Annotated in this window: 13 protein-coding genes and 1 pseudogene; 7 read left to right on the top strand and 7 right to left on the bottom strand. The window is 60.5% G+C overall.

What is annotated here, in order from left to right:
• Positions 1 to 16 precede the first annotated feature (16 nt).
• Positions 17 to 706, top strand: a complete 690-nt coding sequence (locus FHW68_RS23805) for a response regulator (RefSeq protein ID WP_095634723.1) — start codon at positions 17 to 19, stop codon at positions 704 to 706.
• A gap of 37 nt (positions 707 to 743) precedes the next feature.
• Here FHW68_RS23805 and FHW68_RS23800 read toward each other — a convergent pair whose 3' ends face one another.
• Positions 744 to 1,784, bottom strand: a complete 1,041-nt coding sequence (locus tag FHW68_RS23800; protein WP_095634722.1) for a patatin-like phospholipase family protein — start codon at positions 1,782 to 1,784, stop codon at positions 744 to 746.
• 245 nt (positions 1,785 to 2,029) lie between these two features.
• On the opposite strand from FHW68_RS23800, the gene FHW68_RS23795 reads away from it, so the two are divergent.
• The 3 genes from FHW68_RS23795 to FHW68_RS23785 all read left to right on the top strand — a co-directional run bounded on the left by FHW68_RS23795 (position 2,030) and on the right by FHW68_RS23785 (position 4,050).
• Positions 2,030 to 2,308 (top strand): hypothetical protein, encoded by a 279-nt coding sequence (locus FHW68_RS23795; RefSeq protein WP_095634721.1) that lies wholly within the window; start codon positions 2,030 to 2,032, stop codon positions 2,306 to 2,308.
• A gap of 44 nt (positions 2,309 to 2,352) precedes the next feature.
• A complete protein-coding gene (locus FHW68_RS23790) occupies positions 2,353 to 3,120 on the top strand; it encodes a CHAD domain-containing protein (protein WP_183683388.1) in 768 nt (255 codons plus the stop codon).
• 132 nt (positions 3,121 to 3,252) lie between these two features.
• On the top strand, positions 3,253 to 4,050 hold the full coding sequence (locus FHW68_RS23785; RefSeq protein ID WP_095634719.1) for an acyl-CoA thioesterase II: 798 nt from the start codon (positions 3,253 to 3,255) through the stop codon (positions 4,048 to 4,050).
• A 40-nt stretch (positions 4,051 to 4,090) separates the two neighbouring features.
• On the opposite strand, the pseudogene FHW68_RS23780 reads toward FHW68_RS23785, so the two are convergent.
• The 3 genes and pseudogenes from FHW68_RS23780 to FHW68_RS23770 all read right to left on the bottom strand — a co-directional run.
• A pseudogene (locus FHW68_RS23780) lies at positions 4,091 to 4,351 on the bottom strand (terminase); the annotation flags it as partial.
• Between the two features lie 216 nt (positions 4,352 to 4,567).
• Complete coding sequence (locus tag FHW68_RS23775) at positions 4,568 to 6,049, bottom strand: methyl-accepting chemotaxis protein (RefSeq protein WP_183683386.1); 1,482 nt, start codon at positions 6,047 to 6,049, stop codon at positions 4,568 to 4,570.
• 278 nt (positions 6,050 to 6,327) lie between these two features.
• Positions 6,328 to 7,137, bottom strand: coding sequence for a TatD family hydrolase (locus FHW68_RS23770; protein ID WP_183683384.1), 810 nt, complete (start codon positions 7,135 to 7,137; stop codon positions 6,328 to 6,330).
• A 237-nt stretch (positions 7,138 to 7,374) separates the two neighbouring features.
• Between FHW68_RS23770 and FHW68_RS23765 the strand changes: the two genes are divergently transcribed.
• The 3 genes from FHW68_RS23765 to FHW68_RS23755 all read left to right on the top strand — a co-directional run bounded on the left by FHW68_RS23765 (position 7,375) and on the right by FHW68_RS23755 (position 9,902).
• The gene (locus FHW68_RS23765; protein WP_183683453.1) at positions 7,375 to 8,796 is read left to right on the top strand and encodes a transglycosylase SLT domain-containing protein; all 1,422 of its coding nucleotides are present in this window, start codon (positions 7,375 to 7,377) and stop codon (positions 8,794 to 8,796) included.
• A gap of 103 nt (positions 8,797 to 8,899) precedes the next feature.
• Positions 8,900 to 9,334, top strand: a complete 435-nt coding sequence (locus FHW68_RS23760) for a DoxX family protein (RefSeq protein WP_095634715.1) — start codon at positions 8,900 to 8,902, stop codon at positions 9,332 to 9,334.
• Between the two features lie 259 nt (positions 9,335 to 9,593).
• Complete coding sequence (locus FHW68_RS23755) at positions 9,594 to 9,902, top strand: hypothetical protein (protein ID WP_095634714.1); 309 nt, start codon at positions 9,594 to 9,596, stop codon at positions 9,900 to 9,902.
• Between the two features lie 33 nt (positions 9,903 to 9,935).
• Here FHW68_RS23755 and greB read toward each other — a convergent pair whose 3' ends face one another.
• From greB to FHW68_RS23740, 3 genes are read right to left on the bottom strand one after another with little or no spacing between them, the layout of a single operon-like run.
• Positions 9,936 to 10,433 carry a transcription elongation factor GreB gene (gene greB, locus FHW68_RS23750; RefSeq protein WP_095634713.1) on the bottom strand — a complete coding sequence of 166 codons (498 nt, stop codon included), beginning with the start codon at positions 10,431 to 10,433 and terminating at the stop codon, positions 9,936 to 9,938.
• 45 nt (positions 10,434 to 10,478) lie between these two features.
• Positions 10,479 to 12,983: an ABC transporter permease gene (locus FHW68_RS23745; RefSeq protein WP_095634712.1), complete on the bottom strand. Its 2,505-nt coding sequence runs from the start codon at positions 12,981 to 12,983 to the stop codon at positions 10,479 to 10,481.
• Positions 12,983 to 13,666, bottom strand: a complete 684-nt coding sequence (locus FHW68_RS23740) for an ABC transporter ATP-binding protein (protein WP_095634711.1) — start codon at positions 13,664 to 13,666, stop codon at positions 12,983 to 12,985. Before FHW68_RS23740 ends, FHW68_RS23745 begins: the two co-directional genes overlap by 1 nt.
• Positions 13,667 to 13,674 lie beyond the last annotated feature (8 nt).

Raw genomic sequence — 13,674 nt, 5'->3', positions numbered from 1 at the left:
GTGTTGATGTGAATTCATGAGCCAGACCGCGACCATTTTGGTCATCGACGACGAACCGCAGATCCGCAAATTCCTGCGCATCAGCCTGGTTTCCCAAGGCTACAAAGTGCTGGAGGCCGGCACCGGCACGGAAGGCCTGGCCCAGGCCGCATTGAACAAGCCCGACCTGCTGGTGCTCGACCTCGGCCTGCCGGACATGGACGGCCAGCAGGTGCTGCGCGAGTTTCGCGAATGGTCGACGATGCCGGTGCTGGTGCTTTCGGTGCGCGCCAGCGAAGGGCAGAAAGTCCAGGCTCTGGATGGCGGCGCCAACGACTACGTGACCAAGCCGTTCGGCATCCAGGAATTTCTGGCCCGGGTGCGCGCCTTGTTGCGTCAGGCGCCGACGGGTGAGGCCCAGCAAGCGGCGCTCAGCTTCGGCCCGCTCACCGTCGACCTGGCTTATCGCCGGGTGCTATTGGATGGCGCCGAAGTGGCGCTGACGCGCAAGGAATACGCGGTACTGGCGCAACTGGCACGGCATCCGGGGCGGGTCATCACCCAGCAGCAATTGCTCAAGGACATCTGGGGCCCGACTCACACCGAAGACAGCCATTATCTGCGGATTGTGGTGGGGCACTTGCGGCAGAAACTGGCGGATGACCCGACTCGGCCACGGTTCATCGTTACCGAAGCGGGGGTTGGGTATCGATTGCTTGATGCCTGATCGTTCCCACGCTCTGCGTGGGAACGATCGTCAGGCCTCAAGATTCCCGCTCATTCTCATAGCGATCCAGCGTATCCCGCGCAATCTCACGCCCCAGCGCGATCAACTCCGGCGCCTTGTAGAACTCGAAAAACCGGCACACCCGCTTGGGCACGTTGATCAGGATATCCGGCGGATAGCCGGCAATCTTGTACTGCGCCAATGAGGTCTGCATCACCTCGAAACTCTGGTTGATCAGGTCCAGCAAGGACGCCGGCCCGACGTTGTCGATGATGAACGAGCCGGTGGCGGATTTCGGTGCGCCGTTGCTTTCCGGGGCCGCCGCCGGTTGCTGGCCTTCGGGCTCGGCGGATTCGATCCACGGATTGATATCGGCCGCTTCGGCCATCAACGCTTCCTTTTCCAGCAGCAGCAATTGTTCGGCCTGTTTGCGGCGGAAGGGCAATTTCGAGCCCAGTGAGTTGATCAGGCTGTCGAAGCGGGTCTTGAACGCGGCCGGGCGCTGGATCACTGGTAATTGATAATGACGCTGGTTGGTGGAGTTGAGGTTGACTGCGATGATGAGGTCGCAATGGCTCGACACCACCGGCACGATCGGCAACGGGTTGAGGATACCACCGTCCACCAGCATACGATTGCCCTGCATCACCGGCGTGAACAGGCTGGGGATCGCCGCCGAAGCGCGCATGGCCTGGTGCAGGCAGCCTTCCTGGAACCAGATTTCCTGCTGGTTGGTCAGGTCCGTGGCCACCGCCGTGTAAGGAATGCGCAGGTCTTCGATGTTGATTTCGCCGACGATCTTGCGGATCTGCCCGAAGACTTTTTCTCCGCGAATCGCGCCCAGGCGAAAGCTCACGTCCACCAGACGCAACACGTCCAGGTAATCCAGGCTCTCGATCCAGTCGCGGTAATCCTTGAGTTTACCGGCGGCATAAATCCCGCCGACTACTGCGCCCATGGAGCAACCGGCGATGCAGGCGATGTCGTAGCCGCGTCGTTCGATTTCTTCAATGACGCCGATATGGGCGTAGCCCCGGGCGCCACCCGAGCCCAACACCAGTGCGACACGCTTTTTCATGAATCGACCTCTCTGACAAGGTTCAACAATGCACCCATCGAGGGGCACGCTTCAATTGCTATGGTCGTTCGAGGGGGCCGGTGCGTCGTTTTTTGACACTGTGGAGAGGCGAATGGGTATTCTCGCCGGTCGTATGCTTCCACAGCATGTTTCCACGGCATGTTTCCGCGGCGGGCCCAAGGCACTTTTCACGTGCCAGACCGTCTTACGTGCATGCATGTTTACCTATCGTTGAGGTGTGAGTAATGAAAGTCTGGATCTGTGTGCCCTTGATTGCCTTGGCACTCGCCGGTTGTGCCGGTAAAACCGCTTACCGTGACAGCTGTGGTAACCAGCTCGACGCCGCCTGGCGTGAACTGGATCTGGCCAAGGTCGAGGGCTTTGCCGGGACTGTCAGCTACTCCAAGGCATTGTCGTTGTTGACCGGCGCCAAGACCCAGCAGCAATTCGAAGCGTACGAGGGTTGCACCAAGAAGGCCGAGAAGGCGCGCTTCTACATTCGTGAATCTCGCGCCGGCCGTTGAAGCATGCTATAGCCAATGGGGGAATACGATTCACGGAGCAAGCGATGTCTGCCTTGGTTGATCGGTTGGTGGCTCACGTTCTGAGCCTGGACATTCGCCTGCTCGCCTGCCAGGCACGCTTGAGTGCCCGTACCGACGCTGAAGCGCTGCACGATCTGCGCACCACCGTGCGGCGTTTGCGCAGCTTGCTGCGGCCCTTGCGCGGTTTGCCCGGGGTCGAACAACTGGAAGCGGCGGCATCCCGGGTCGGTGACCTGACCACGCCATTGCGTGATCGCGAAGTGCTGGCGGCCTACCTGCTCCAGCACGATCAACCCGAGGCCGCGCACCGGCGTATGGTGCGGATGCACGAGGTTTATCCCGTCGTCGCGGCAAGCCCGGAAGTGGCGCAGATGCTGATGATCCTCGATGCTTTTCCGCGTTTCCTGCGGGCTTCCCAGCGTCAGGGTTTGCTCAAGGGCTTGCGCAAGCGCATCGAAAAACGCCTGGCCAAACAATGGAAGAAACTCGACCAGGCCCTGCATGATCCCGCCCATGACCGCCATCGCCTGCGCCTGCTGATCAAGCGCGTGCGCTATGGCATCGAAGCCTACCCCGAGCTGGACCGCTTGCCCAAAGTGGCCCTGCCCAGACTGAAATCCGCGCAGGCGGCCTTGGGCGATTGGCACGACAGCTGGCAGTGGCTGGAGCGCGCGAAAGAAGAGCCCGATTTGCAGCCCTGTGTCGCGACCTGGAAAACCACCTTGGCCGAGGCCGAAGCGCATGCCGACCGCGTGCTCGACAAACTGAGCGCCGACTGCTTCAAATCCTGAACACCCACCGCTCCTACGGGGTTGTGGCGTCATCCGGCTTATCTGTCAGGTTCTTTGGCCGGAATAAGCGCTGTGTCTATTTTGTGCGCTGGTTAAGATCGTTCCATCCATTTTCATGCCTCTGAGGTTCCCATGCACTTTTCCGATCTGCTCGACGCTGTACGCAGTCAGCCGCAGGAGCTGTCTATTCCGGCCGAATGGGGCCAGGGCCGGGCGAGTTTTGGGGGGCTGATAGCCGCCTTGCAATACGAAGCCATGCGCGCAAAAGTCCCGGCGGATCGTCCGGTGCGTTCGCTGGCCATCACCTTTGTCGGCCCGGTCGAGCCCGATGTGCCGGTCAGTTTTGAAGTCGATGTGTTGCGCGAAGGCAAAGCCGTCAGCCAGGTACTGGGCCGGGCAATACAGAAGGGGCAAGTGGTGACCTTGGTCCAGGGCAGCTTCGGCGCCTCGCGACCTTCCGAAGTGGCGGTCACGGCCAATGCTGCGCCCGAGATGAAGCACTGGGACGACTGTCAGGAAATGCCCTATATCAAAGGGGTTACTCCGGAATTCATGCGTCATTTGGCAATGCGCTGGAGTGTCGGTGGCCTGCCGTTCACCGGCAATACCTCCCGCGACATGGGAGGTTGGGTGCGCTTGCGTGGAGAAGGGAAGGACGAAGTGGTCAGCGAGGCGCATATTCTGGCGCTGGTTGATGCCTGGCCGCCGTCTCTGTTGTCACATCTGAAGAAACCGGCGGCAGGCAGCACGCTGACCTGGACCATCGAATTCGTTCAGCCATTGCTCGCATTCAGCACGCTGGACTGGTGCAAGTACCTGGTGGAAATCGAGTATGCCGCAGACGGCTACGGGCACGCCGCCGCAAAACTGTGGAGCGAAGACGGTCAGTTGATTGCCATGAGCCGGCAGACAGTCACAATTTTCGCCTGATTCCTGATTCCTGATTCCTGATTCCTGATCAATGACGACGGTCTTTGCGATCACTGAACGGCTCGTCGGCTTGCGCCTCCAGGCGGTGGCCGTGACGCTTGAGGCCCAGGGCGGCGATCAGGCCGATTATGCCAATCGCGATGCTCGCCGGATCCCGGCTGAACACCCCCGAAACCATCAGTAAAAACGCCACAATGAACAGCGGCACGGCAATCCGGTGCAACACCCGGTGGGGCGGATCCTGATGATGCGGGTAGGTTCGCCATTGCCAGGCGGGGAAGTTGGGATGACGTTTGCCCATGATGCTTGTCCTTTATTCGTGAGGCGCTTGAATAAAGAATAGGCCCGGCAAAAGCGGTCGACGAATCAAGGCTGGCTATCGGCGCAATAGGTGTGATGGTCAAGATCGATGTTGCTCGATCTGACGCCTTCGCGGGCAAGCCCGCTCCCACAGGTAATGCGCAAATTTTAAAATAGCGCTAATCCTGTGGGAGCGGGCTTGCCCGCGATGAGGCCGTCACAGTTTCAGCTGACCTATGGCCTTGCTCAATTCCCCCGCCAGCATCGCCAATTCATTGCTGGTGATCGCCGAATTCACGGTCTGCTGCACGGTGTTTTCGGTGACGTCGCGAATGCTCACCACCGCCCGATTCATCTCCTCCGCCACATGGCTCTGCTGCTCGGCCGCCACTGCGATCTGCGTATTGCTTTCACGCATTTGCGCCACCGCGCCGGTGATCTCGGCCAGGGCCACGCTGGCTTCCTGAGCCTGCTGCATGCAGTCGTCCGCCTTGTACGAGCTTTCCTGCATGAAGTCCACGGCGTCCCGAGTGCCGGCCTGCAGCGCTGAAACCATGGTGGTGATCTCGTCGGTGGACGCCTGGACTCGCTTGGCCAGGTTACGCACCTCATCGGCGACCACCGCAAACCCGCGACCCATTTCACCGGCCCGGGCCGCTTCGATGGCGGCGTTAAGGGCCAGCAGGTTGGTCTGTTCGGCGATGCTGTGGATCACGCTGACCACGCCGTTGATTTTCTGACTGTCCTCGGCCAGACGCTGAATCATCTCGGCCGTTTGCTGCACACCGATGGACAACCCGCCAATCGACTTCTGCACCCGAGTGACCACTTCCTGGCCGCTGCCGGCCAGGGTGTCGGCCGTTTGCGAGAGGTCGCGGGTGGCGCCGGCGTGCTGGGCGATGTGATGGACCGTGGCAGTCATTTCGTTGATCGCTGTGGCGGCCTGATCGGTTTCGCTTTGCTGACCGAGCATGCCGTGACGCACCTCGTTCATGCTCGAAGCCAGCCGCGCGGCCCCGACATCCAGTTGCCGCGCGGTGCTGGCGACGGTGTTGACTACCCGCTGGTAACCGGCCTGCATGGCGTTGAAGGCGTTGGCCATCTGCCCGACTTCATCCTTGCAAGCCAGCGGCACACGGGCCGACAGGTCGCCGCTTTTCTCGACATGCAGCATCACGTCTTTCAACGTGTTGAGCTGGCTGAGCAGGAAGCGGATCAACAGTTGCGAGGCGCCGAGCATTGCCAGCATCAGGATGAATACCGCGACCGCATAGTGGGTGAAGCGTTCGCCGAACACTTGGCTCAGGCTCGGGCCATGGGCAATCACCGCAACCTGTTGACCCTCGGGGCGAGTGAATACCTCGGCGCCCATCAACGGGTTGTCACCGAACAGCGGCAAGGTGTTGATTTCGGTCCAACCCTGGTTACCCGTGAGCTCCAGCAGCGGTTGCCCGTTGAATAACGGTGCCTGGCCGCGATTGAAGGTCAACAGGTTATCGGCCTTGGGCAGCGGCTGCCCGGCGGGCCAGGCCTGGAGCAACCGCGCCTGAGCCTGGGCCGACGCTTGGGCGGCGTGGCTGCGGGCTTGTTGTTCAAGCTGCACCGCGTACAACACCAGCAACAAAGTGGTGACGAAGGCAACGGCGTTGACCGCCCAGAATTTGTATTTCAACGAGATATTGCTAAGCCAGGCACCCATGGAGGTCTTCTCTGATAGCGGAAACAGTTTTGGCAAGGTGCCAGCATTGTGCCGCTATGCAGGGATGCAGATGTTGATGCAGGTCAACGAGCACAGCCTATCCAAATGTGGGAGCGAGCCTGTGTGGCGAGGGGGCTTGCCCCCGTTGGGTCGCGAAGCGGCCCCAAAACCTGCAATCGCGGTGTATTAGGTACACCGCATGCAATGGTTTACGACTGCTATGCAGCCGAACGGGGGCAAGCCCCCTCGCCACATACCGCTCCCACAGGGAATTGTGGTTACTGGGGGATCGAAGGCAGCCCGTAGAATGCCCGTGCGCATGCTGTGGTGTGGTTTGCCAGGTCTTCCTGGCTTTCCCCGCGATGCAACGCCACCTCACGCAACACTTCAGTCAGGTACGCCGGCTCGTTACGGCCATTCTTCGGCTTGGGGCGCAAACTGCGGGGCAGCAGATACGGCGCATCGCTCTCCAGCATCAAGCGCCCGCGTTTGATCTCCTTGACCAGTGGATGCAGGTGCGTGCCTCGGCGCTCGTCACAAATCCAGCCAGTGATGCCGATGTGCAGATCCAGATCGAGGTAACTGAACAGCGCTTTCTTTTCGCCGGTGAAACAGTGCACCACGGCCGCTGGCAACTGGTCGCGGTAATCACGCAGGATCTCCAGCAATCGTTGGCTGGCATCGCGTTCGTGCAGAAACACCGGCAATTGCAGTTCGACCGCCATCGCCAGATGTTCTTCCAGGACTTTTTCCTGTTGCGGGCGGGGCGAGAAATCACGATTGAAATCCAGGCCGCATTCACCCACGGCCACCACGTTCGGCTCCTTGAGCAAACTGCGCAAACGCTGAGCACTGTCGGCGTTCCAGTCGCTGGCCGAGTGCGGGTGAATACCGGCGGTGGCGAACAGCCGTTGAGCGCTTTCGTCCAGTTGCTGGCACAGCTCCAGCGCCTGTTCGCTGCCCTCGACGCTGGTCCCGGTGAGCACCAGTTGGCAGACCCCGGCCGCATAGGCGCGGTCGAGCACGGCCTGGTGTTTGTCGGCGAAACTGGGATTGGTCAGGTTGACGCCGATATCGATGAGTTGCATGGTGCTACCTCGGACCAAAGGCCGGAAAGCATATCAGAGCTGTAGATTTATAAGAAAAACCAAGAACTACAACGAGTTAAAACTGTCTGTTGAGGCCCGCGCGCGAGGTCGGGTTGGTGGATTTGCTATCACTGTGCCACTCTCACGCACTTTGCTGGCGCTTCAGGCGCTCTGTTTCTGTCGCTCGACATCGTGAAGTTACCCATGAAGTCGACCCGTATTCTTTCCGGAGAGTGGATGATTCGTCCCTCGGTTTTGCTACTGCTATGTTGTTCGTTGCTGCTGCCCATGCCGGCGGTCGCACGTCTAGCCGGGCCGTTGCAAGCCGTGCCGGCGGCCAAGGTCCGCGACCTGGCGGAAATTCGCAGCAGTCGGGTGTTGCGGGTGTTGGTCAACCAGAGCCGCAACAGCTCCGGTGAAGTCCAGGGCCAGGCCATCGGCGTCGAATATCACCGCTTGCGTGCTTTCGAGCAATACCTCAATGGCCATGCCCGCGATGGCCAGGAAATCACCCTCAAAATCATCCCCAAAGCCAAGGACCAGCTGCTCGGCGCGTTACAGCGCGGGGAGGGTGATCTGGTTGCGCCGGGGGAATTGCTCGATCCGCAACCGGGCCTCGCCGTCAGTACCAGTCAGCCGGTTTCCAGTAACGTGCCGTTGCTGCTGGTGGGAATCAAAGGCGAACGACGTTACACCCGTCTCGAACAGCTCTCGGGCAAAACCCTCGCGCTGCCCACCGGCAGTGCCGCCGGGGATGCGGTCAGTCAGATCAATCAGAAGCTCGCGCTGCACAAACTGCCGCCAGTGCAGATCGAATGGGTCGATCCCAGTCTGGCGGTCGAGGACGTGCTGGAAATGGTCCAGGGCGGAATTTTTCATCTGACGATTGTCGAGCAACCGATTGCCGAACGCTGGGGCAAGATCCTGCCCAAATTACGCTTCGATCGACAGGTCGTTATCAGCGAGCCAGGCGAGGAATACTGGTTCGTGCGCCGCGACGCCTCGATGCTGCGTTCGAGCATCGATCGCTTCCTGACGACATACAAGAAACCGTCGGACCAGGATGCGGCGTTCATGCGGATCTATCGGCGCCTGTATCAAGTGCACTATCCCTTGGCCAAGGCTGATCGGCAGCGCCTGGAAAAACTTCGACCGGTGTTGCAGAAACACGCTGAAGCCCAAGGCATGGACTGGCTGAACCTGGCGGCGCTGGCCTTCAAGGAATCGGCGCTGCAACCCAACGCCAGAAGTGGCAGCGGCCCCACCGGCCTGATGCAAATCACCCCGTCCGCCGCCCAACGGGTGGGTGTCAGCAACATTCAGAACCTGGACGCCAATGTGCAGGCCGGGGCCAAGTACCTGGCGATGATCCGCCGCAAGTTTTTTGCCAGCCCCAAACTCAATGAACGCGAGCGCATGGCGTTCGTGCTGGCGGCTTACAACATGGGACCGGAGCGGGTTCAAGGCATGCGCACCGAAGCCCGGCGGCGTGGCTTGAATCCTAATCAGTGGTTTTTCCAGGTCGAGCGCATCGCCATGGAGCAGGTGGGAATGGGGGCTGTCAGCTATGTTAATAGCGTGAACAAGTATTACTTGGCGTTCGATCGGGAGCGGGAATCGTTGGAGCCCCAGGGACAAAAAGTGGTCTCACGGAAATGATCGACTAAGCTGATTGTTATGGTGCGTTTTTTGCGCTTTTAACATGAGTTTTTCTGATTAATATAGCGGCCAACCAACACACATTCACAATGGATGACACAGCATGAGCACTCTGATCAACAAGGTACTGTTCACTCGCGCGGGCTACGGTCTGACGATTCTGCGAATTTTCGTCGGGATCATCTTCGCAGCCCATGGCGCCCAGAAACTCTTCGGGGCATTCGGCGGCTACGGCATTGCCGGCACCGCGCAGTACATGGAAAGCATTGGATTGGCGCCGGGCAATGTCATGGCAATCCTGGCCGGTGGTACTGAGTTCTTCGGCGGTCTGGCGTTGATCATCGGCTTGTTGGCACGCCCGGCAGCGCTGGGGCTGACCTTCCTCGCGCTGGTGGCTATTTTCACGGTACACATCAGTAACGGTCTGTTCATGACCAACAACGGTTATGAATTCGCCCTGGCTTTGCTCGGTGGCAGCCTCGCGGTGCTGATCGAAGGTGCAGGCAAGCTGTCGGTCGACCGCGCCATCACCAACTGATCCCCTGGTTCAACGAAAAGGCCTGCATTGTGCGACGCACTGTGCAGGCCTTTTTTGTTGCGCGCGATTCTTGACACTGTCCGGTCAGCTTCTCTAGGATGCTGCCCATGCGCCGATTTAAACAGCTACTTGCGGGGCGCCAGGTGACTCATTCAGTTGCCGATAGAAGCTTGAAGCAGGCTTCGAAATACCGCTAAAGCGCTGGTTCGGTGTTGCCTCTCACCTGCCATGCAGACTTTTGAGGCAGAGACACGACACAATGAATGCATTAAGCCCCGTTATACGCCCCGCGCCGATCACGGCACACCTCACCCAGCGCAATCCAAAAATCCTGCTTGGCGGTAAACATCAGCCGACGCTTCTGCGTTACCTCGACGGCTGGCCACGTCGTACCGGTGGACCCGCTGCCTTCCTGATTCAGTTTGTCGACGATGGCGAGTCACTGGCACGGTTTGCCAACGACAGTTTCGATCTGGCGGTGATTCTGGCACCCGGCATCGAGGACGCGCCGGAAGTGATCCGGCAGCTGACTCGCGTGGCACGCCAAGGGTTGATTACCCGTCGCTGAGATTCAGAGCGCTGCGGCTCAGAGCGTCGCGGCTCAAAAATAGTCGATCGCCACGATATACACGAGTTGTTCACCGGTCGGTGTCTGGACCCGCACTTCGGCATCCAGTGCCTTGCCGATCAAGGCGCGCGCCAACGGTGAGTCGATGCTGATCAGGCCCAGTTTAAGATCCAGCTCATCCGGCCCGACGATGCGATAGCGCGATTCTTTGCCGTCTTCATCTTCAATCGTGACCCACGCGCCAAAGTAGACCTTGTTCGGGTCGCTGGGCTTTTCGCTGACCACCTTGAGTGCTTCCAGGCGTTTGGTGAGAAAGCGCACGCGACTGTCGATCTCGCGCAGCATCTTTTTGCCGTAGGTGTACTCGGCGTTTTCCGAGCGATCGCCCTGTGCCGCCGCCTCGCTGACCGATTGCGTGACTTGCGGTCGGCGCACATGCCAGAGTTCATGGAACTCGGCCCGCATCCGCGCTTCACCTTCGGGGGTAATCAGCGCGGTGCCAGCGGTGCGGGGAGGGCGATAACGGCTCATGGCGACTTCTATATAGTTAAATGCGTGTCAGGGCCCTTGAGTTTATCAACCCTCGCGCAAGACTGTCAGGGGGCTGGCGTTCAAGGCGCGGCGCGTACCGAACACACCGGCACCGCCGATCAGTACGGCACCAATCAATGGCAACACCAACAGCCATGGATGCGGATGCCAGGGCAGGTCGAAGGCGTAGCGGTAGAGCACCAGGCTCACCAATTCCGAACCCAGTGCCGCCAACAATCCGCTGACCGCGCCGAGCAGGCCGAACTCGATCCGCCGGGCCCTGACCAGCAACTGTCGCTCGGCGCCTAGCGCTCGCAACAAGGCACCTTGGCGAATGCGTTCATCCAGCGTTGCCTGCAAGCCGGAGAACAACACCGCCATGCCCGCCGCCAACACAAACAACAGCACGTATTCCACCGCCAGAGTGACTTGGCCGAGAATGCTGCGCAGCTGCGCCAGCAACGCTTCGACTTGCAGAATGGTCACTGCTGGAAAGCTTCGGGACAGATCGACGATCTGCTGATCGTGACCGGGCGCCAGGTAGAAACTGGTCAGATAGGTCGCCGGCAAATCCTTCAGGGTGCCGGGTTGAAAAATCATGAAAAAGTTCGGCTGGAAGTTGTCCCAGTTGACTTCCCGCAGGCTGGTGACTTTCGCTTCCCTATTCATTCCGCCAACGGTGAATACCATGTGATCGCCGAGTTTGAGCTTGAGGCTTTCGGCGACTTTCCCTTCCACCGATACACCCGGTATTTCATCCGATGGTTGCTGATCCCACCAGTTGCCGGCAATGAGTTTGTTGCCTGCCGGCAAGTCGGCCGCCCAGGTCAGGCTCAGGTCGCGTTGAATGGCGCGATCACCGGCCGAATCCTTGCTGACGATCTCCTGCACCGGCTCGCCATTGACGCTGATCAGCCGTCCCGGCACCACCGGGTACAGCGGCGCCGATTGTGCCGACAACTCCATCAGTCGATCGATAAAGGCCTGTTTGTCCGCCGGCAGAATGTTCAGGGCAAAGTAGTTCGGGGCATTTTTCGGCAACTGGTTTTGCCAGGTATCGAGCAACTCGCCACGCAGTAAAGCAATCAGCGCCATGGACAGCAGAATCAAACCGAAGGCCAGGGCTTGGCCGGCCGCCGCCAATGGATGGCGCAGCAGTTGGCCCAAGCCGAGGCGCCATGGCAATTCGGCGCGCGCCAGCATCCGGCGCAGGCTTTTGAGTAACAGCAACAGCAAACTGCCCAGCACCAGTGCCGCGATCACACCGCCACCGAGCAGGGCGAAAGTCAGCAACAGGTCCAGGCTCAAGCGCCACATGATCAGGCCGAGGGCGCCCAATGCCGTGCCATAAACGATCCAGCTGCTGGACGGAATCGGCAGCATGTCCCGACGCAACACGCGCAACGGCGGTACTCGACCCAAAGCGGCCAATGGCGGCAGGGCGAAACCGGCCAGCGCTACCAACCCGGTGCCGATCCCCGCGATGGCCGGCAGCAGGCCACCCGGTGGAACATCGGTCGGCAATAAATCATGCAGCAATGCAAACAGCCCCAGCTGCGCCAGCCAGCCGAGCAGGGCGCCGCTGACGCTGGCGAGCAATCCAAGTACGGTCAGTTGCAGGCTGAACAGCACCATGGTTTCCCGACGGGACAGGCCCAGGCAGCGCAGCAATGCACTGGCATCGAAGCGGCGGGTGGCGAAGCGTGTCGCCGACAACGCCACCGCCACGCCGGACAGCAACACCGCCACCAGACTGGCCATGTTCAAGTAGCGTTCAGCCTTGCCCAGGGCGCCACCGATCTGCCGATTGCCATCGCGAGCATCCTGGATACGCTGGTTGGCCGCCAGGCCTGGCTTGATCAGCTGCCGATAGGTTTCCAGCGCCGAGGCGTTGCCGCGCCAGAGTTCGCGGTAACTGACCCGGCTGCCGGGTTGCACCACACCGGTTGCCTCAAGGTCGCTGAGATTGATCAGCACACGTGGCGTCAGGCTGTAGAAATTGCCGGCGCGATCCGGCTCGTAGGTCAGCACTCGCGCCAGGGTCAGGGTTTTCATGCCGACGTCGATGCTGTCGCCGATCTTCAAGTCCAATGCGGTCAGCAGTCGCGCTTCGACCCAGGCTTCGCCGGGTTTCGGTCCGCCACCGGGTTCTTCGGGCGCGAAGGGCGCGGGGGCGCTTTTCAGTTCGCCGCGCAACGGGTAGACGTCATCGGCGGCTTTGATGCTGGACAGCTGAATGCCGTTGTCGGTGGCGATGACGCTGGAAAACTCCACGACTTGAGCGTGTTCAAGGCCCAACTCCGCGCCGCTTCTGATTTGTTCGGGGCGCGCCGCAGAGCTGCCTTCAAGCACCAGATCGGCACCGAGAAACTCGGTGGCGCGCAGCATCATGGCGCTGTTCAAGCGGGCACCGAAGTAACCGATAGCGGTACTCGCTGCTACCGCCACCAGCAAGGCAAAGAACAAAACGCGCAATTCACCGGCGCGGGCATCGCGCCATAATTGGCGCAGGGCGATACTGAACAGGCGCAACAGCGGCAAGCGTGCCATCAAGGCTCCAGAGGGGCGACCAGCAGGCCGGCTTCAAGGCGGATCAGGCGCCGGCAGCGATGTGCCAGGCGTTCATCGTGGGTCACCAGCACCAGGGTCGTGCCGCTTTCCTGGTTGAGTTCGAACAGCAAATCGCTGATGCGCTCGCCGGTGTGGCTGTCGAGGTTGCCGGTGGGCTCATCGGCGAACAGCACGTCGGGTTCGGCGGCGAAGGCCCGGGCAATCGCCACGCGCTGCTGCTCGCCACCGGAAAGCTGGCGCGGCGAGTGGGTCAGGCGTTGGCCCAGACCGACCCGTTGCAGCAATTCGGTAGCGCGCTCGCGGGCGTCTTTGCGGCCATCGAGCTCCAGCGGCAGCATGACGTTTTCTAAAGCATTGAGACTGTCGAGCAGCTGGAATGATTGAAAAACAAACCCCACATGCTCAGCGCGAATGCGTGCCCGTTGGTCTTCATCGAGATTGCTCAGGCCTTGCCCGGCGAGGGTGACTTCGCCGCTGCTTGGCAGATCGAGGCCGGCAAGCAGACCCAGGAGGGTGGATTTGCCGGAACCGGAGGCGCCGACGATGGCCAGGCTATCGCCCGTGTTCAGTTCCAGGCTGAGTTCGTGCAGGATAGTCAGTTCACCTTCCGCGCTCGGAACCACTTTGCTGAGGTTCTTCGCGGTGAGAATGCTTGCGCCCATGGAGAATC

It is taken from the genome of Pseudomonas sp. Tn43, assembly GCF_014192635.1.
Classification (GTDB): Bacteria; Pseudomonadota; Gammaproteobacteria; order Pseudomonadales; family Pseudomonadaceae; genus Aquipseudomonas.
Note: the sequence above shows the minus strand (reverse complement) of the source record. Positions and strands in the feature narration are given on the sequence as shown.

Excerpts from the sequence above, each read along its gene's own strand:
- FHW68_RS23795 (WP_095634721.1), top strand. The coding sequence starts at position 2,030 with ATGAAAGTCTGGATCTGTGTGCCCTTGATTGCCTTGGCACTCGCCGGT.
- FHW68_RS23800 (WP_095634722.1), bottom strand. The coding sequence starts at position 1,784 with ATGAAAAAGCGTGTCGCACTGGTGTTGGGCTCGGGTGGCGCCCGGGGC.
- FHW68_RS23745 (WP_095634712.1), bottom strand. The coding sequence starts at position 12,983 with ATGGCACGCTTGCCGCTGTTGCGCCTGTTCAGTATCGCCCTGCGCCAA.
- FHW68_RS23790 (WP_183683388.1), top strand. The coding sequence starts at position 2,353 with ATGTCTGCCTTGGTTGATCGGTTGGTGGCTCACGTTCTGAGCCTGGAC.
- FHW68_RS23760 (WP_095634715.1), top strand. The coding sequence starts at position 8,900 with ATGAGCACTCTGATCAACAAGGTACTGTTCACTCGCGCGGGCTACGGT.
- FHW68_RS23770 (WP_183683384.1), bottom strand. The coding sequence starts at position 7,137 with ATGCAACTCATCGATATCGGCGTCAACCTGACCAATCCCAGTTTCGCC.
- FHW68_RS23755 (WP_095634714.1), top strand. The coding sequence starts at position 9,594 with ATGAATGCATTAAGCCCCGTTATACGCCCCGCGCCGATCACGGCACAC.
- FHW68_RS23775 (WP_183683386.1), bottom strand. The coding sequence starts at position 6,049 with ATGGGTGCCTGGCTTAGCAATATCTCGTTGAAATACAAATTCTGGGCG.
- FHW68_RS23740 (WP_095634711.1), bottom strand. The coding sequence starts at position 13,666 with ATGGGCGCAAGCATTCTCACCGCGAAGAACCTCAGCAAAGTGGTTCCG.
- greB (WP_095634713.1), bottom strand. The coding sequence starts at position 10,433 with ATGAGCCGTTATCGCCCTCCCCGCACCGCTGGCACCGCGCTGATTACC.
- FHW68_RS23785 (WP_095634719.1), top strand. The coding sequence starts at position 3,253 with ATGCACTTTTCCGATCTGCTCGACGCTGTACGCAGTCAGCCGCAGGAG.
- FHW68_RS23805 (WP_095634723.1), top strand. The coding sequence starts at position 17 with ATGAGCCAGACCGCGACCATTTTGGTCATCGACGACGAACCGCAGATC.
- FHW68_RS23765 (WP_183683453.1), top strand. The coding sequence starts at position 7,375 with ATGATTCGTCCCTCGGTTTTGCTACTGCTATGTTGTTCGTTGCTGCTG.